The sequence below is a fragment of the Aromatoleum diolicum genome (assembly GCF_012910955.1).
In the GTDB taxonomy this organism is placed as follows: Bacteria; Pseudomonadota; Gammaproteobacteria; order Burkholderiales; family Rhodocyclaceae; genus Aromatoleum; species Aromatoleum diolicum.
This window is the reverse complement of sequence record NZ_WTVQ01000050.1, coordinates 15,596-33,377: the sequence shown is the minus strand read 5'-3', so window position 1 is coordinate 33,377 and position 17,782 is coordinate 15,596. Positions and strand designations below refer to the sequence as shown.

Genomic DNA, 17,782 nt, shown 5'->3' with positions numbered 1-17,782 from the left:
CTGAAAAGGCCTTCTTGAAGCTCAACTGAGCTGATTTGCCGCCTTCAAATTCGTTCGCTTCCGCCGCAGGGCGCCGGAACGACCGATTCCTGGCGCATCCGCGACCGTTTTTACACGGCCTCGGCCGTATCATGTTTGTGCGTGCCCCAATGACACAAACCCGCCGGGCTTTCGCCGGGCGGGTTGGAACGCGGTGTCGAACCGCGGATGATTCAGAACGAGTATTTCACCACCAGTGACAGCTGGTCGCGGTCGGTCTGCAGGCGCTGCTTTTCGAGTCTGGCCGTTTCGGCGCCACCTTCATATCCGAGGTAGGTCAGGCCGACCTGGAAATTGCCCTTGTAGGTCATGGTCGCACCGACGCTGAAGCGGATGTCCCCTTCGCCGCCTACGCCGCCCGTCAGGCTTCTGCCGCTCAATTGCTGCGCGTAGCTGATCGGCACGCCCAGGTCCCAGCCTTCGATGACTCCGGGGTATGTCAGCGACAGGGTTCCCTGGATTGCCAGGGCACTCTTGCTGAAGCTGAGGTCGTTCGATGCCGGGAAGAACGCTGCCGCGGGGCCGAGCGCTTCCACGCCGGGTGCCTTGCGCGCCTTGACGTTGGTGATGTCGACATAGGCGATTTCACCGAGCAGCAGGGTCTGGGGCGATAGCGCGGTTCGCCCGAGGTTGAGGTAGGCGTTGAGGTTCGCCTGCATGACGTCCGCCCGGGTCGGGTTCGGGATCGTCGCGCCGGTCGCCGGATTGACAACCGTATTGACGAGGACCGGTGCGCCCTGCTTGTATGAGAGCTCACCCGCAAACGACGCGATGCCAACACTGGTGCTGAAGGTCGCGCCGACCAGCTTGACGTCGTCGAAATACCGGATGCGGTACGAACCGTTGCCGATCTGGTTTCCGGGAATGCCGAAGAAGGCGGGCGTCCGGACGCCAGGCGTGAAGGCGTTGATTTCCGGGAGAGGTGTACGGTCGTGGAAGTTCAGGTAGTACAGGCCGAGTTCGGTTTCGTCGGTGACTCGGTAACGCGTGCCGATGCCCCACTGGCCGGTGTCGTCGGGCTTGATGTCCTTGCCCCGGTTGCCGAACGCGCAGCCGTTGAAACCCGGGAACACGCCCGGAACGGCAGGAAGATTCACGAAGGACTGGAGGCAGGAGCCGCCCTTGCCGACACCGTCGCTGGTGTTAAGAAACGAGCCCGGAGCGGGTGCCAGGGTTTCATGCCATCCGTACTGCGCATGCGCGAGGACGGACCACTCGGGCGTCACCTCCAGCATCATCGACAACTGGTCTTCCGGCAGCAACTGATCCTTCGTCTCGGTGCCCGGAATACCGGTCTTAGTGCCGTCTGCGGGCCCCTGCGCCAAGGAGATGCCCGGGAAGAACAGGGCCTCGCCCCAGGATACGACGTGGCTGCCGGCGCGTACCGTCGCACGGCTCGCTGCGCCGAGATCGAAAGAGCTGTAGAGGTAGGCGTCGAGGATGCGGCTGTAGCCGCCGTGGTACTTGCGCGCCTTGCTCGTGAACTCGTCGGGCTCGCCCGCTTTGTTCACCGGACCGGGATTGTCGTTCGACCGATGATAGACATCGTCGTAGAACGTGCTCGCCGACAGTACGAAGCCGGTGTCGCCTTTCGACAGGGTTGCGTCGAAGAACAGACCGAGACGGTTGGCGGTGAGCGATCCCTTGTCGAAATTGTTGTCGCCGTCATTGCCGCCGGCATTGGCGGCGAGTTTCCGGTCCTGCGATTCGAGTCGGCTGGACAACGTGTAGGTCGTATTGACTCGCCAGTCGAGCTTCATGCCGTTGTCGAATACGATCGGCTCGCCGGCAAAGGCCGGGGCGGCGACACATGCCCCCATGGCGAGCAGTGCACAGGCGATCGGGGTCAGGCTGATGTTGAGTTTCATGTTGGTTTCTCCCTGTCGCACGCGCTTAGTTTCCAGCGGCGCGCAGGGCGGCCGGCGTGAAGATGTCCGGCACCATGTCACCCTTGTTCAGGATGACGCCCAGATCCCGTTCCTGCCACAGGTTGTACCCGACGTACCCGCCCGAATTGAGGTCGTGGTAGAAGCTCGAGCCGGCCTGCCAGGCGTTCATGTCGAAGGCGTAGTAATGATTGATGAACGCGTGTTGCCAGAGCTGGCCGCGGGTGTCGTAGAAATCGCTGACCGAAGCCTGCCAGTTGTCCTCGTCGATGAAGAGCACGCGCTTGCCGAAGACGTGGCGCACGCCTTCCTTGAGCTTGCCTTCGAGGACCCAGACCCGGCGCAGCTCGTAGCGCAGGAAGTCCGGATTGGCGTGGCCCGGCTTGAGCATATCGGCGTACTTGACGTCCTTTCCATGCACCCGATAGGCATTTGCCGGGATGAGCAGCTCGCGCTTGCCGAGCATCTTCCACTCGTAGCGGTCGGGCGAGCCGTTCATCAGGCGATCCTGATCGATCGTCATCTTCCCGGAGGTGCCGCTGAGCGGAGAGTCGTGACCGAAGGACGGCATCTGGCGGACGCGGCGGGTGCCCGGGTCATAGCGCCAGGCGAGCCGCTCGTTCTTCGCGAAATTGGTCGGTTCCTGGGCAACGGTGGTGCCGCCCTTGTCGCGTTCCGGCAGCAAGGTCGCGGTGCGCGCGTAGGACATGACTTCGCCGATCGGCTTGCCGAGGCTGTCGGGATGCGTGACCATGTTGAGGTTGCGCTGGTACTGGCGCCCCCACGCGATGTCGCCCGCGCGACCGACGTCCGCGATATCGCGCTGCGGCGTATTTTCCGTGTATGCGCGATACGGGAAGTTCATGTTGGCGAGGAGTTCCATCGCCTGCTTGGGGATCGGGAAGGGTGAAGATCCCATCAGCCCGGTGAATCCCATGCCGCCGTCGATCAATTCCGCCTGCATGGCGTTCTTCTTCGAGATCTCGCACACTGCATCCGGGTATTTGAAATCTCGGCGGCCCTGATAGACGGGCATCTTGAACGTGTCGGGATAGCGCTTGAACATCGCCTTCTGGCCGTCCGACAGGAATTCGTCGTATTTGTCGACATTGGCAGCGGTGATGGTGTAGATCGGCTTGTCATCCGGATACGGATCGACCGGGTGCTGCCCGACGTGCGGCGCGTACTTGACTCCCGGCGGAATTCCGAGCCATTTGCCGGAATACGCCGGGATCGTGCCCGCCTTGTTGCCGGCGACTTCGGCGCCGACGCAGGTCAGCTCCTTGCCGAGTTTCGCGGCTTCTGCTTCGGACACCTTGGCAACGGCGTGGCCGGTTGTCAGCGACAACGCCAGTGCCGTGACAGCAGGCGCCCAAACGCGGATATTTTTCATCTGTGTCTCCTTCCCGGTGCGGAATACGTCGTGAGACGAAGGTGTCTCTTGCGACGGTATCGAGGTTCTGATTCCTGGATGAATGCAGCTCTTTCATCCGGTTTCATTTTTTGTCCCCGGCACAACTCCCACATCGTCCGATAAGACTAATCCGGTTTGTCGATTCACCCGTGCGCGGCCGAATATTCCTTTTTGAGTACGGTCTTGAGCAGTTTTCCTGCCGGATTTCGCGGCAGCGCGGTGCTGCGCACGTAAATGAATGCGGGGACCTTGTAAGCGGCAAGATGCGCCGCGACATGGGCTCGTAGTACTTCCGACATAGTGGGCGAGGCATCGTCCACGGTCACGGCGGCGATCACCGCCTCCCCTGTCACCTCGTCGGGCAAGGAGAATACGGCGGCCTCGCGCACGGCCGGATGTTCCAGCAGGCACGATTCCACCTCCGCCGCGGCGATCTTTTCCCCGCTGCGATTGATGATGTCCTTGATGCGGTCCACGACGAACAGGAAGCCCTCTTCGTCCACATAGCCCACGTCGCCGGTGCGGAACCAGCCATCCACCAAGGCTGCGCTGCTCGCATCCGGATTGCGCCAATACTCGTGCATCACGGTCACCCCGCGCAGCCAGATCTCGCCCGGCGCCCTGGGCGGCAGGGCCCTCCCGTCGGCATCGGCAATCCGTATGTCGACGATGGGTGACGGGGCACCGGAACTGGACGGTTTGTACCGGAAGAGTTGCCCGGACGCAGCGGCGCCGACTCCGTTCGTTTCGGTCAGTCCGAAACCGATGCCGGACATGCCTTCAGGTCGGCGCGCGAACACCTCGTGGATCAGCGACTGCGGCAGTCCGGCGCCGCCGAAGCCGAGCCCGCCGAGGCTGCCCGTGACATCGGGATCGTCGAAGCCCGGCGTCGCCAGCAGCTGGGCCACCATCGCTGGTGCGCCGTTGAACTGCGTGACACGTTCGCTGCGTATCAATTCCAGCGCCTGTACCGGATCCCAGCGGTGCATGAACACAAGTTTGCGGCCGTTGCGCAGCGCCGACAGTAGCTGGGCGTGCAGGCCGCTGACGTGGAACAGCGGTACCGCAGTCAGCGTTGTCGGGGCGAGTCCGCGCTGTATCATCGCGGCGACCGCTTCGGGGGAGGTCATTGCGGAGACCGCGCCGATGAAATCGATGTTGAACAGGGCCTGGCACACCGCCCGCTGCGTCGAAAGGACGCCTTTCGGCTGACTGCTCGCGCCGGAGGTGAACAGGATCAGCGCTGGGTCGTCCGGGCTTGGCTCGGCGCGCACAAAGGACCGTGGCGGAGCACCCACGAGAGCCGAATAAGACAATGGTGCCGTGGGGCCTGTGCCGCACTCACCGCCAGCGACGACGATGCGGCAAGCCGGCACGCCGCAGTCCCCCTCCAGGCGCTCGAAACGCTCGGGGTCGCAAAAGAGCAGACGTGGAGCGAGGTCGGCAAGAGCGCCCCGCAACTCGCCACGCAGACCGAAACTGTTGATCGGTGCGGGCACGGCGCCGATCAACGCTGCCGCGGCAAACGCCACGGCCCATTCGGGCCGGTTGCGCATCGCGATGGCGACGCGATCGCCGCGGCGTACCCCGAGCGCGTAAAGCTGGCCCGCCATCGCATCGACATCGGCAAAGAACCGCGCAAAGCTCCAGTGATCGCCCTGATAAACGATGAACGGTTTGTCGCCATGGACGCGGCCTGCGTCGATCAGCTGCGGCAGTGATGCAAAGGCGTTCCGATAAACCTTCGCAGGCCGGCCACCGACTTCGCACTCGCCCAGTTCGAACGGCGCGCCCGGCGCCATCAGCGCGGCCTTCGCACCGGCAAGCGCCTCCAGGATATTCGTCATTCCCCCTCCTTGAGGAGCGGCCGGGCCGGTCTCCTCCCACGAAATGAAAGCGCGGTCCTGCACATGTCTCAGACCGCGGCGCTGAATCGGTAAATCCCGTCATCGTCGAGTATGCGGCTGAGTTCTCCGCGATAGCGCAACCATGCAAGATGGGCAATTGTCTCGCCGATGGCGAGCATGTCGTCTCCCGCGCCGAGGAGGCGGGGAAAGAGTTTTCCCATGGCCTCGAACGCGGAGCAACGCCCGGCGCTGCGCACGAACTCGCGCAGCACGTCGAATTGAAGACTGTGGTGGTCACGCAACTCCTGGACGCGGCGCCTGAGCCCGCGAAAAACGAGCTGATGGGAGGGCAGCACCAGGGTTTCGGGCTCGAGCCGGTCGAGACGATTGAGCGACTCGAGCCAGAGCTGGAGCGGATTCGCCTCGGGTTCGACGCCCGACACCAGGACGTTCGACGTGATGCGCGGCAGCAACTGGTCGCCGGCGATCAGGATGCGGTCGGCTTCGCAGTAGAGGCAGGCATGTTCCGGCGAGTGCCCCTCACCGATCACCACTTTCCACTCCCGCCCGCCGATTGTGAGCACATCGCCGCCACGCAGCCTGCGGAAGGCGTGTGGCTGCGGCGGCATGAAGGGGTCGCGGCGGATTGCACCGAACATCCTGTCGATGCGGTCGTCGGGCATTCCGGCGCGCGCGTAGAACTCGCGCAGCGGTGCCGGCAGCGGCTCGGGTACCTGTTCATTGAGCCCGCGCATCGTGAAGAACTCGCCGTGCGTCATGTAAAGCGGCACGTCGAAGCGTTCGGTGAGCCAGGCGGCGAGGCCGGCGTGATCGTAGTGAAAATGGGTGCAGATCAGCCCTTTCACCGGTAGCCCGTCAAGGTGGCTTGCGACGATCTCCTCCCACAGCACCTTCGATTTTTCGGTATTCAGGCCGGTATCGACGATCAGCCAGCCGTCACCGTCATACAGCAGGTACACGTTGATGTGATCGAGCTGCATCGGCATCGGCATACGCGCCCACAGGATGCCGGGCGCAAGTGTAACGACCTCTCCGTCGGGTGCCGGGGCGGCAAACGGATAGTCGAGCGCCTCCGTCGTCCGCGCGGCGTTTGCTGGCTCCGAATCAAGGCCATGGTCTGGCATCTGCGCTCCTTTGAGGTTCACACGACAATTTCCGATCTTTCCCCGAATCTAGATTGGAGGGGTCTCGGTGGAAACCTCCAAAAGGACGATGCCGCCTCGCCGCACGTCGTCCGTCCTATCGTCCAAACAGGGTATGCGGAGGGCAAAGGTCAGCGGGAAAATCGGGCCAAATTCCCCACAAACCGACAGAGAGGAGCGTCAGATGGCCACCACCAAGGAATACCGGCTAGGCGAATTCACCTTCCCCCGCGGCTGGTTCATGATCGCGGACGCAGAGGAACTCAACACCCACAAGCCCATCGCCGTGCGCTTCTTCGGCAAGGACTTTGCCCTCTATCGCGGCCGGGCGACCGGCAAGATCGTGCTGCTCGACGCCTATTGCCCGCACATGAAGACGCATCTGGCGGCGCCGAACAACACCTCTTATGTCGTCCTGGACGGCGGCGGCTCCAATGTCGAGGGCGATGACATCCGCTGCCCGTATCACGCGTGGCGCTTCGGGGCCGACGGCAAGTGCAACGACATTCCCTATCATCAAGGGCCGATTCCGGCGACGGCGTGCGTGAAGTCGTGGACGGTGGCCGAGAGCCTTGGGGCCATCTGGGTCTGGCACGACCCCGAAGGAGGCGAACCGGAATGGGAACACCCCACCCTGCCGCAGTGGGACGATCCGTCGTGGGTGCGCTGGAAGTTCGATCACCTGGGCGTGTTGAACCAGCATCCGCAGGAAGTGATCGACAACATCTGCGACTACGGACACCTGAGCCCCATCCACGGCTCGACGGTGGAGCGTTACGAGAACGAATTTCAGGGGCACACTGCTAGCCAGCGGCAGTGCGGTCCGCATCGCACCCTCGTCGGCGAGGACGGCGTGAGTCCGATCCTTCACACCGACACGACCTACCACGGCCCAGGAGTTCTGATCTCGCATCTGACGGGCCTGTGCGAGTCGATCCTGATGATCACGCATTCCCCGGTCGATGACGGGTCGATCAAGGTCTGGCATTCCGTCCTCGTCAGATCGCCGGGTAACAACCCGGTCGTGACCGTGCCGGACACGATCACCGCACGCCAGTTCCAGGACGCAAGCCGCCTCTCGTTCATGCAGGATTTCGAGGTGTGGATGAACAAGGCACCCTGCCTGAACGGACTGTTCATCCCGAGCGACGGGCCTTTCATGAAGGCCCGCATCTGGTACAGGCAGTTCTACAACCCGCGCGCGAAGAAGCGGGAATTCCTGGATCAGTGCGAGGGCCTCTATGTACCCCGTGGCGCGACCCCGTATACGGAGTCCGCTGCGGCAGCGTGAACGCCTGTCGTCCAGAGCAGAAAGGCCCGTGCAAAACGGGCCTTTTTTCTTTTCTTTCGACAAGGCCGCGTGGACTCTCCGGCACTCAGGCCGCGACCGCCCTTGCGGCCTCTTCGCGCGTGTAGAAACGGCCGCTGAGGACAAATCCGGAAACGACCGATTCCTTGATGCGCGCGACACGGCCGCCTGCGTCACGCGTCAGGACCACCGTGTCGGGCAAACCGTCGAGTAGGTGAAATGGCGCCAGGCGACCGTCCGCAAAACGCGATTCATAAACCATGCAGGTCGCGATATCCATGAATGCGGGGCGAAAACCGCTCGAGCGGTTTTCCTCGCTGCGACCACCGGTATCGCGGAACTCCGCGTTCTCGCGCCGCAATTGGCACGGGCTGAGGGCCGCGGCTGTCATTGAAGGGCCCATGTCCACCACCAGTTCACGCTGTCGGGACGGCTCGGGGACGCTTGACGAGGCGTTTCCGGGGGCATCATCTCGGGAGCGCGCAATGGCGACGGCTGGGGTTCCATCGCGCGCAGGTTGGAGGCCGTCGTGCTGCAATGGGCGCAGCACACGCGCCCGGCCGTCGATACCGTCCATGATTGCTCACCGCATGACCCGCATGACCATAGGGCATGCTGCGGTTCTGCCGGACGAATGTGCTCCCTGCGATACTCGTCGAGTCGAACGACCTTGTTCATCTTCCCCTCCGCTACGGTTGCACCGGAATTCAGCTGACGATGCCGATTCTGTGCGTGGGGAGAAAGGAGCGCATCGTCCCTTTCGAATAGTCCGACCGGACGAAACCGACCGCCTCAGTCGATAATTACTGTGCTGTACACGGGCGGAGCGCCCAGCATGCGGCGGTAGCTCGGAGGCTGGCGACCGTCGATGTCGGTGACGCCATAGTCGAGCGCAAGCTCCGCGTCGATCCACACCTTGCCGCTGCGCGCCATGCGATCGGGCGCGCGAGACAGCGCATCGATGACCCGCCCGGGGAACTGCGGTGACTGCATGCGGGCGAGCGAGGGTTCGTACTTGCGCGCGAGCTCCGGGTCGGTCAGCGCCCACTCGGTCCGCTCGGTGCGCAGCAGGCCCATCCACAGCGATATCACCGCGACGTCATGCGCACGCAGATCCACCGCCATGTCGTGTGCCATCTTGTCGACTGCAGCCTTGCCGGCCCCGTAGGCCGGGCCGTGCATGTAGCAGACGGAGCCGTAGGACGACGTGTGAACGATGAGCCCGCCGCGTTGCGCAGCCATGATCGGCGCCGCATGCCAGCTCGCCACGTAGTGCGAGCGCATGCCGACTTCGAGCAAGTTGAGCATGTGCAGCGGTTTTTCCCAGAACGGGCCGCTGCGCGTGAGCTCGTCCGGAATGGCACAGGCGTTGTTCACCAGGATGTCGAGCCGCCCTTGCTCGTCGCGGACGCGCCTGAACAGGGCTGTGACCTGCGCGTCGTCGGCGTGATCGCATAGCACCGGAATCCCCTGCCCGCCCGCCGCCGTCACCGCCTCGGCCGCAGCAAAGACGGTGCCGGGAAGTTTCGCGTCGCCTTCCGCAGCACTGCGCCCGGTCACATATACGGTGGCGCCGGTTGCCCCGAGGGCGAGCGCGATGCCCTTCCCGGCTCCGCGGCTGGCCCCGGTCACTACCGCGACCCGCGGCGCAGCCCTGCCTTCAGCTGTCATTCTTACGATTCCGAAAATAGTGGGAAGGCCCTGCACCTGCCGGGGGCCTTTCCCCGCTCAACACACCTCGAACAGCCCCGCCGCCCCCATGCCCCCGCCGATGCACATCGACACGACGACGTACTTCACGCCGCGGCGGCGGCCTTCGAGCAGTGCGTGGCCGACCAGGCGCGTGCCCGACATGCCGAAGGGGTGGCCGATGGCGATCGCACCGCCATTGACGTTGAGACGGTCGTTGGGAATACCGAGTTGGTCGCGGCAATGGATCACCTGGCACGCGAACGCCTCGTTGATCTCCCACAAGCCAATGTCGCTGGCCTTCAGCCCGAAGCGGTTGAGAAGCTTCGGCACGGCGAAGACCGGTCCGATGCCCATCTCGTCGGGTTCGCAACCGGCCACGGCAATCCCGCGGTAGATGCCCAGGGGCGCGATGCCGCGCCGGTCGGCCTCGGCGCGGCTCATCAGCAGCGCGGCGGCGGCCCCGTCGGAGAACTGCGAAGCGTTGCCGGCGGTGATGAATTCGCCCTGCTGCACCCATTTGCCGTCCTTCCACACCGGCTTGAGCGCGGCCAGATCCTCGAGCTTCGTCGAGGCGCGATTGCATTCGTCACGGTCGGCGACGACGTCCTCGTGGCCGGCGGGATTGCCTTCCTTGTCGAACAGCGCCTTGCGCGCGCCAAGCGGCACGATTTCGTCGGCAAAGAGGCCCGCGGCCTGCGCGGCGGCGGTGCGCTGCTGGCTGTGGAAGGCGTATTCGTCCTGCGCGGCGCGCGAGATGCCGTAGCGGCGCGAGACAATCTCGGCGGTTTCGAGCATCGGCATGTAGGCGGACGGCATCACGTCCATGACCGCCACGGATTGCGCGCGGTATGTGTTCTTGTGTTTGGTCTGCGTCAGCGACAGCGACTCGACGCCGCCGGCCACGGCCACCTGCATCTCCCCGGCGAGGATGTTCTTCGCAGCGACGCCGATCGTCATCAGCCCCGACGCGCACATGCGATCGAGCGCCATGCCGGGGACGCTGTTCGGCAGGCCGCCGGTGTAGGCGCACAGGCGGCCGATGTTGTAGGCCTGCGTGCCCTGCTGCACGGCCGCACCCATGATCACGTCTTCGACGGCCTCCGCTTCGATGCCCGCACGCTCCACGACGGCACGCACGACGTGCCCGCCCAGCACCGGGGCTTCGGTGTCATTGAAGGAACCGCGGAAGGACTTCGCGAGCGCGGTGCGCGCAGTGGCGACGATGACAGCTTCATTCATGTTGTTTCTCGCTCCGGAACGGAATTGAAGGTGTAGCGGCTGATGGTGTCGACGACGCAGCCGGGGCGCTCGCTGCCCTCGATCTCGATGCTGACGCGCACCGTGGACTGGATGCTGGCCCTGGCGCCCTCGCCGATCTGTTCGACGCGCAGGATTTCCCCGCGGCCGCGAATGCGCGCGCCGACCTTCACCGCGGACGGAAAGCGCACTCGGTCGCAGCCGACGTTGACGCCCATGCTCAGGTTGTCGACGCGAATGAGCTGTGGCAGGAAGAGATTCACGAGCGCAAGCGTCAGGTAGCCGTGGGCGATGCAGCCGCCGAACGGGCCTTCGCGCGCGCGCTCGGGGTCGACATGAATCCACTGATGGTCGCCGGTCGCGTCGGCGAAAAGATTGACGCGCTCCTGCGTCACCGCGATCCAGTCGGTGACACCGAGGTCGCGTCCGGTCGCAGCGAGAAGTTGGTCGGCATTTGAGAATACTGTTGTCATCGCGTCCGCCTCATGCGTGCTGCGAACTGACCGACAGGACTTCCCCAGTCATGTAGGACGCGTAGTCGCTGGCGAGGAAGACCATCACGTTGGCCACCTCCCACACCTCGGCAGCGCGGCCGAAAGCCTCGCGGCTGGTGAGCTGGGCGAGCAGCTCCTCGCTTGCCGCCTTCTTCAGAAAATCATGCAGCGCGATGGAGGGCGACACCGCGTTGATGCGCACGCCGTGTTCGGCGGCTTCGAGCGCGGAGCAGCGCGTCAGCGCCATGACGCCCGCCTTGGCCGCCGCGTAATGGGCCTGCAGCTTCTGAGCGCGCCAGCCGAGCACGGAGGCGTTGTTGACTATCGCGCCACAGCCGCGCTTTTCCATGTGCGGCAGCATCGCGCGGGTCATGCGGAAGGTGCCCGTAAGCGTGATGTCGAGCACACGCTGCCATTCCTCGTCGGTCATCTCGGTGACGCGCTTTTCACCGCCGAGACCGGCGTTGTTGATCAGCACATCCACGCCGCCCAGCCGCGCCTCGGCTGCGGCGACGAGCGCCCTCACGTCTTCCTCGACGGTGACGTTGCACAACTGCCCCCACACCGCCTCGAGGCCAGTTTCCGTCTTCAGGCGGGCGACCGCCTCCTCGAGACGGCGGGGGTGGATGTCCGAGATCATCAGCGCGCGGCAGCCTTCCTCCGCGCAACGCCTCGCGGCCGCGTAGCCGATGCCGGCGCCGGCTGCGGCGGTGATCAGGACGGACTTGCCGGCGAGCAGCTGATGGCCGGGAACGTATTCGGGAAGCTTGCTCATTCTTTCTCCGGGTATCTCTGTGACGTCAGGCTGCGGCAGGAGGACGCCTGTCCTTCCACGGCGCCGCCTGTTCGAGTTGTGCGGCCAGGGCGAGCAGAGTCGCCTCGCCGCCGAAGGGCGCAGCGAACTGGGAACCGATCGGCAGGCCGGCGGCATTCCAGTGCAGCGGGACCGACATCGCAGGATGGCCGCTCATGTTGAACATCGCGGTAAAGGGCGAGGCAAGCACCGCCGCCTTCACGAAGTCCTCGTAGGGCTGGTCCAGCGACAGCGCGCCGAGCTTCGGGGGCGGAGCCGCGGTGACCGGGGACAGGATCAGGTCGTAGCGCGCGAAGAATTCGTCGAGGATGCGCCCTGCCTGGTCGAACGCCGCACGCGCGGCGAACACCTGCTCGGCCGTGTAACCCTTGGCGAGCTGCAGGCTGCGCCAGTTGATCGGTTCGAATTCGTCTTCGCGCGCCGCACGGCCGAGCGCCTTTTCGCGCGCCCGCACGCTCGTGAGCATGCCGGTCGCGGTCATCACGCCCATGCCGGCGAACATCTCCTGGATCGGCAGGTTGAGCGTCGCCGCTTCCACGGTATGGCCCAGCGCAGTGCATAGCTTCGCCGTGCCGCGTACGGCGTCCAGGCAATCCGCATGCACCCCCATGCCGAAGGGATTCGATTCGATCAGGGCGATGCGCAGCCCGCGCGGCGGTCGACCGATTGCCGCAATCAGCGCACCGGGGGAAGGTGCCGCGCGTGTACCCGGTTCGGGGCCCTGCGTGAGCTGCAGCAGCCAGGCGCTGTCGCGCACGGAGCGGGTGATGACGTTATGTGCTGACAGCCCCATCCAGCCTTCCAGCGCGCGCGGCCCCATCGGCACAAGGCCGCGGCTGGGCTTCAGGCCGAACAACCCGCAATGCGAGGCCGGAATGCGGATCGAGCCGCCGCCGTCGCTGGCGTGTGCCGCCGGCAGAATGCCGGCTGCGACGGCCGCGGCCGAGCCGCCGGAGGATCCGCCCGCGCTGTATTCGGCATTCCACGGGTTGGTCGTCTTCCCCCACAGTCGCGACTCGGTCGTGCCGGTCTGGCCGAATTCGGGGGACGTCAGCTTGGCAAAAATGTTCAGCCCCGCTGCCCGGTAGCGAAGTACAAGCGTCGAATCGTGATCCGCGACCGCATCGCGGAAGAAAGCGCAGCCATTGGTCGTGACCGTGCCCTTGAGTGCGATGTTGAGATCCTTGAGGGCGAACGGCACACCCGACAACGGCGCCATCTCGCCGCGTCGCAGCCGCTCGGCGCGGCCTTCCGCGCTCAACGCCCGCGCGGCTTCCCGCGCGAGGTCGAAATGCGGAATGGCGATTGCATTGATCGCCTTGCGCGTCTCGGCGCGCGCGATGGCCGCCTCCAGGACCTCCAGCGGCGTGAGTTCGCCGCGACGGATCAGGTCCGCGAGGGCGAGCGCATCGAAACCTTCGTACTCCGGCAGCGGCGAGCCGGCTGCCGCAGCCGACACCTTGCCTCCCAGGCCCAGCAGCGAGGCGCCGCCGAGGGCTGCCCCAGCCTTGAGGAAATCCCGCCGCCCCAAACCTGCGCCGTGTGTATCCATGTCAGCTCCCCCAAACCTTCTGCGCGGGCGGCGCCTCGGCAAGAATCGCGTCGACTGCCGCGCCAACCTCCGACGGCTGCCAGCGCGCACCCTTGTCGCGCGTGACGCCGGTGCGCCAGCCGTCGCACAGGGAGATCCGCCCGCCCTGCGCTTCGAACACCTGGCCGGTGACGTGGCGCGACAGCGGACTGCCCAGCCAGACGACGAGCGGCGCGACGTTTTCGGCAGCCCACAGGTCGAAAATTCCATCTTCCGGTTTCTTCACCACGTCGGCCATCGCGCTCTCGGTCATCGACGTGCGCGCCGACGGGGCCAGCGCGTTCGCGGTGATGCCGTAGCGTGCGAGTTCGGCGGCCTGCACCAGGGTGAGCGACGCGATGCCGCCTTTTGCTGCAGAGTAGTTCGATTGTCCGATCGACCCCTGCAGGCCGGCACCTGAGCTGGTGTTGATGATGCGGGCGTCGACCAGCTTGCCCGCCTTCGCCTGGTCGCGCCAGCGGCGGCCGAGGATGTTCGCGAGGCAGAAATGTCCCTTCAGATGCACCCGCATCACCGCGTCCCAGTCCTCTTCGCCGAGGCTCACGAACATGCGGTCGCGCAGGATGCCGGCGTTGTTCACGACGACGTGCACTTCGCCAAAAGCTTCCACCGCCGCATCGACGATACGCTGAGCGGTGTCGAGTCGCGTGATGTCGTCCGAACTCGCAATCGCCTTGCCGCCGTTCTCGCGGATTTCGCTCGCGACGGCGACCGCAGCGTCGTTGCGGATGTCGTTGATGACCACGTTGGCGCCTTCGGCCGCGAACGCGAGCGCATACGCACGGCCGAGGCCGCCGCCGGCGCCGGTGATGATGACGGTACGTCCGTCGCAGATACCCATTGCGGAAACTCTCCTGTCAGTTATGCCCGAGGTGGCGCCTCAGAGCCGTTCGATGATCGTGACGTTGGCCTGCCCGCCACCCTCGCACATCGTCTGCAGGCCAAAGCGCCCGCCCGTGCGTTCGAGTTCGTGCAGCAGGGTCGTCATGAGGCGGGCACCGGTCGCACCGAGCGGATGCCCGAGCGCGATCGCGCCACCGTTTGCGTTCGTCTTCTTCGAGTCGTAGCCCGTTTCCTTCAGCCATGCCATCACCACCGAAGCAAAAGCCTCGTTGATCTCGACGCGGTCGATGTCGCCGATCGTCATGCCGACCTTCTTCAGGGCGGCGCGGGTCGCCGGGATCGGCGCGGTGAGGTGCCAGATCGGGTCATCGCCCAGCACACTCAGGTGGTGGATGCGCGCGCGCGGCGTCAGGCCATAGCGCTTGAGGGCGGCTTCCGAGACGACGAGCAGTGCCGCCGAGGCGTCGCAGGTCTGGCTCGACACGGCCGCGGTGATCCCCGGAAATTCCGTCGCGACCGGTTCCAGCTCGGCCATCTTTTCGAGCGTCGTCTCGCGCGGCGTCTCGTCGTGCTCAACGCCTTCGAGCGCCACGATCTCCTTCGCGAAATGCCCCGCCTCGATCGCAGCGCGTGCGCGGCGATGGCTTTCCAGCGCGAAGACTTCCATCTCCTCGCGGCTGATTTTCCAGTGGTCCGCAATGCGTTGGGCGGCATAGAACTGGTTCACCGGCTGGTCGCCGAAACGCGCCTTCCAGCCGCGGCTGCCCGAGAACGGATCGGGGAATCCAAGGGGCTGGCCGGCGAGCATCGCCGAGGAGATCGGGATCTGCGTCATCGTCTGCACGCCGCCCACTGCGACCACGTCCTGCGTGCCGCTCATCACCGCCTGCGCGGCGAAGTGCAGCGCCTGCTGCGACGATCCGCACTGGCGATCGACGGTCGTGCCGGGCACATTCAGGGGCAGCCCGGCCGCGAGCCAGCTTGTGCGGGCGATGTCGCCGGCTTGCGAGCCGATGGTGTCGACGCAGCCGAAGATCACGTCGTCGTACTCGTCGGCGGGGATCACATTGCGTTCGACGAGCGCCTTGAGCACATGGGCGCCGAGATCGATCGCATGAACGCGGGACAAACCGCCCTTGCGTCTGCCGGTCGGGCTGCGCAGGGCATCTACGATATAGGCTTCAGCCATCCTTCATTCCCCGAAAGTGCGCCCCGGCCCGAGCCGGGCGGCATCGCCCAGCACGAACCCGGCAACACGGGTCTTGTGAAATCCGCGGTCGCCCCACGACGCATCCAGCGCCCAAACGCGCTTCATGAACATCTGCAGATCGACTTCCCAGGTGTATCCCATTGCGCCGTGCGCCTGGATGCCGTGACGTGCGGCCAGCCACGCCGCCTCGCCACAGGCGAGCTTGGCGTGCGAGACATGCACGGCCGCGTCGGCCTCGCCATGCGCGACGGCGTGGGCCGCCCGGTACAGCACGGGCTTGGCGAACTCGATGCGGGTTGCAACGTCCGCGAGGTGGTGCTTGACAGCCTGGAAGCTGCCGATCGGCTTGCCGAACTGCTTGCGCTGGGCGGCGTAGTCGACCGAAAGGTCCAGCATGCGCTGCGCGAGTCCCAGCAGCTGTCCGGCGACGGAGAGCACGCCACGCTCGAGCGTCGTCGCCCACAGTGCCCGGCCGGCGTCACCGGAGGCCACGCGGGTCGCGGAAGTCGGCTCCCACACGACCCGACCGAGCCGCCGGGAGAGGTCGATGCTCGGGTTGGCGATCACGTCGACCAGCGAGCGCGGCACCGCATGGACCTCGTCGCCGTGGGGCAACAAGAGCAGGTCGGCAGCATGGGCATCGGCCACCAGCGGATTGACTGCATGGCCGACCGCGATGCGGATGCTGCCGTCGGCAATGCGCTCGAGCCATTCCGCGCGCCTGGTCACGCTCTCCGGCAGGCTGGAGATCAGGCCGCAGGCGACGTAGGCCGTGTCCGCGAGCGAGTCGGGAATCGCGTAGTAGCCCAGCTCCTGCGTCATCAGCGACCAGGCGATGTCATCCATGCCGAGGCCGCCGTTGTCGGCCGGCACCGACAGCGCGGTCAGGCCCTGCTCGGCAATCTTGTGGCGCAGGTCGGGCGAACGCCCGACATCGGTCTCCCAGATCTCGCGCAACATCTCGGGGGCCGCTTCCATCATCAGGAATCGGCTTACCGCTTCGCGAAACGCGAGCTGGTCTTCGGTAAAGGTGAAGTCCATGGCCAACCTCAGGCTTTGGGCAAGCCGAGCATCCGCTCGGCGATGATGTTGCGCTGGATTTCGTTCGTGCCCGCATAGATCGGGCCCGCCTGGGCGAAGAGGAAGCCTTCCAGCCAGCTCGCGCCATCCTCCGCGTCGGGGGCTTCCGCGACGAGCTCGCCGCGTGCGCCCAGGATGCGCATCGCCGTCTCGTGCATCTTCAGGTCGAGTTCGGACCACACGATCTTGTTGGTGCTCGCCTCGTCGCCGATGCGGGCCCCTTTCGCGAGGCGACCGACGGTGTGGTAGGCGGCCAACGAATAGGCTTCCGCGCCCATCCACGACTCGCACACCGCTTCGCGGATCGTCGGATCGCGGCCCGCGGCTTCGCGGTGCGCCTGATACAGCGCCACCAGGCGGCGCGCGGTGTGCTGGAAGCGTCCCGGCGAGCGCAACAGCAGTCCGCGCTCGAAACCCGCGGTCGCCATCGCCACATGCCAGCCCTGCCCTTCCTCGCCGACGCGGTTTTCCACCGGCACGCGCACGTCGTCGAAGAAGATCTCGGCGAAGGCCTCCTTGCCGTTCAACGCACGGATCGGGCGGATCGTCACGCCGGGCGCATCGAGCGGCACCAGCACGAAGCTCAGGCCGTGGTGGCGGCTGGATGCGGGGTCGCTGCGGAACAGGCCGAACAGCCAGTCGGCGTAGATCGCCCGCGTCGACCAGGTCTTCTGTCCGTTCAGCACGTACTCGTTACCATCGCGGATGGCCTTGCTGGTGATCGCGGCCATGTCGGACCCTGCGTTCGGCTCCGACCACCCCTGTGCCCACATGTCCTCGCTCGCCGCCATGCGCGGCAGGAAGCGCTGCTTTTGCGCCTCGGTGCCGAATTCCATCAGCGTGGGCCCGAGCAGCAACTGGCCGTTCTGGTTGACGCGCAGCGGCGCGCCCGAGGCGTAGTACTCCTCCTCGAAGATCAGCCATTCGATCAGGTCGCAGCCGCGCCCGCCGAGGGCCTCCGGCCACATCACCATGGACAGGCGGTGGTCGAACAGGCGCCGCTCCCATTCGCGATGCTGTTCGAAGCCTTCCTGGGTGTCGTAGCTCGCGAGCGGCTTCGCCGGGACGTTGTCGGCGAGCCAGGCGCGAACCTCGGCACGGAAGGCCCGTTGCTTGGGCGTGTAGGCAAGATCCATGGCGGTC

Annotated in this window: 15 protein-coding genes; 1 reads left to right on the top strand and 14 read right to left on the bottom strand. The window is 65.5% G+C overall.

Annotated features, from left to right (window positions below):
* Positions 1-212 precede the first annotated feature (212 nt).
* The 4 genes from GPA25_RS20470 to GPA25_RS20455 form a co-directional block, all read right to left on the bottom strand.
* Positions 213-1,907 (bottom strand): DUF1302 domain-containing protein, encoded by a 1,695-nt coding sequence (locus tag GPA25_RS20470; RefSeq protein ID WP_169262260.1) that lies wholly within the window; start codon positions 1,905-1,907, stop codon positions 213-215.
* Between the two features lie 25 nt (positions 1,908-1,932).
* Complete coding sequence (locus GPA25_RS20465) at positions 1,933-3,318, bottom strand: DUF1329 domain-containing protein (protein WP_169262259.1); 1,386 nt, start codon at positions 3,316-3,318, stop codon at positions 1,933-1,935.
* 164 nt (positions 3,319-3,482) lie between these two features.
* On the bottom strand, positions 3,483-5,186 hold the full coding sequence (locus GPA25_RS20460; RefSeq protein ID WP_169262258.1) for a class I adenylate-forming enzyme family protein: 1,704 nt from the start codon (positions 5,184-5,186) through the stop codon (positions 3,483-3,485).
* A gap of 68 nt (positions 5,187-5,254) precedes the next feature.
* Complete coding sequence (locus tag GPA25_RS20455; protein ID WP_343035026.1) at positions 5,255-6,352, bottom strand: MBL fold metallo-hydrolase; 1,098 nt, start codon at positions 6,350-6,352, stop codon at positions 5,255-5,257.
* 181 nt (positions 6,353-6,533) lie between these two features.
* Here GPA25_RS20455 and GPA25_RS20450 point away from each other — a divergent pair, with 181 nt between their 5' ends.
* Positions 6,534-7,640, top strand: coding sequence for an aromatic ring-hydroxylating dioxygenase subunit alpha (locus tag GPA25_RS20450; RefSeq protein WP_169262257.1), 1,107 nt, complete (start codon positions 6,534-6,536; stop codon positions 7,638-7,640).
* Positions 7,641-7,725: 85 nt separating this feature from the next.
* Here GPA25_RS20450 and GPA25_RS20445 read toward each other — a convergent pair whose 3' ends face one another.
* The 10 genes from GPA25_RS20445 to GPA25_RS20400 all read right to left on the bottom strand — a co-directional run bounded on the left by GPA25_RS20445 (position 7,726) and on the right by GPA25_RS20400 (position 17,775).
* A complete protein-coding gene (locus GPA25_RS20445; RefSeq protein ID WP_169262256.1) occupies positions 7,726-8,049 on the bottom strand; it encodes a hypothetical protein in 324 nt (107 codons plus the stop codon).
* 401 nt (positions 8,050-8,450) lie between these two features.
* Positions 8,451-9,329, bottom strand: a complete 879-nt coding sequence (locus GPA25_RS20440; RefSeq protein ID WP_169262255.1) for an SDR family NAD(P)-dependent oxidoreductase — start codon at positions 9,327-9,329, stop codon at positions 8,451-8,453.
* Positions 9,330-9,386: 57 nt separating this feature from the next.
* Positions 9,387-10,589, bottom strand: coding sequence for an acetyl-CoA C-acyltransferase (locus tag GPA25_RS20435; protein ID WP_169262254.1), 1,203 nt, complete (start codon positions 10,587-10,589; stop codon positions 9,387-9,389).
* Entirely contained in the window at positions 10,586-11,080 is a 495-nt protein-coding gene (locus tag GPA25_RS20430; protein ID WP_169262253.1) for a MaoC family dehydratase, read from the bottom strand. Before GPA25_RS20430 ends, GPA25_RS20435 begins: the two co-directional genes overlap by 4 nt.
* Positions 11,081-11,090: 10 nt before the next feature.
* Positions 11,091-11,876 carry an SDR family oxidoreductase gene (locus tag GPA25_RS20425; protein ID WP_169262252.1) on the bottom strand — a complete coding sequence of 262 codons (786 nt, stop codon included), beginning with the start codon at positions 11,874-11,876 and terminating at the stop codon, positions 11,091-11,093.
* 25 nt (positions 11,877-11,901) lie between these two features.
* Positions 11,902-13,467 carry an amidase gene (locus tag GPA25_RS20420; protein ID WP_169262251.1) on the bottom strand — a complete coding sequence of 522 codons (1,566 nt, stop codon included), beginning with the start codon at positions 13,465-13,467 and terminating at the stop codon, positions 11,902-11,904.
* A gap of 1 nt (position 13,468) precedes the next feature.
* Entirely contained in the window at positions 13,469-14,347 is an 879-nt protein-coding gene (locus GPA25_RS20415; protein WP_169262250.1) for an SDR family oxidoreductase, read from the bottom strand.
* Positions 14,348-14,386: 39 nt separating this feature from the next.
* A complete protein-coding gene (locus tag GPA25_RS20410; RefSeq protein WP_169262249.1) occupies positions 14,387-15,538 on the bottom strand; it encodes an acetyl-CoA C-acetyltransferase in 1,152 nt (383 codons plus the stop codon).
* A gap of 3 nt (positions 15,539-15,541) precedes the next feature.
* Positions 15,542-16,600: an acyl-CoA dehydrogenase family protein gene (locus GPA25_RS20405; RefSeq protein WP_169262248.1), complete on the bottom strand. Its 1,059-nt coding sequence runs from the start codon at positions 16,598-16,600 to the stop codon at positions 15,542-15,544.
* Positions 16,601-16,608: 8 nt separating this feature from the next.
* On the bottom strand, positions 16,609-17,775 hold the full coding sequence (locus tag GPA25_RS20400; protein WP_169262247.1) for an acyl-CoA dehydrogenase family protein: 1,167 nt from the start codon (positions 17,773-17,775) through the stop codon (positions 16,609-16,611).
* Between the last annotated feature and the right edge of the window lie 7 nt (positions 17,776-17,782).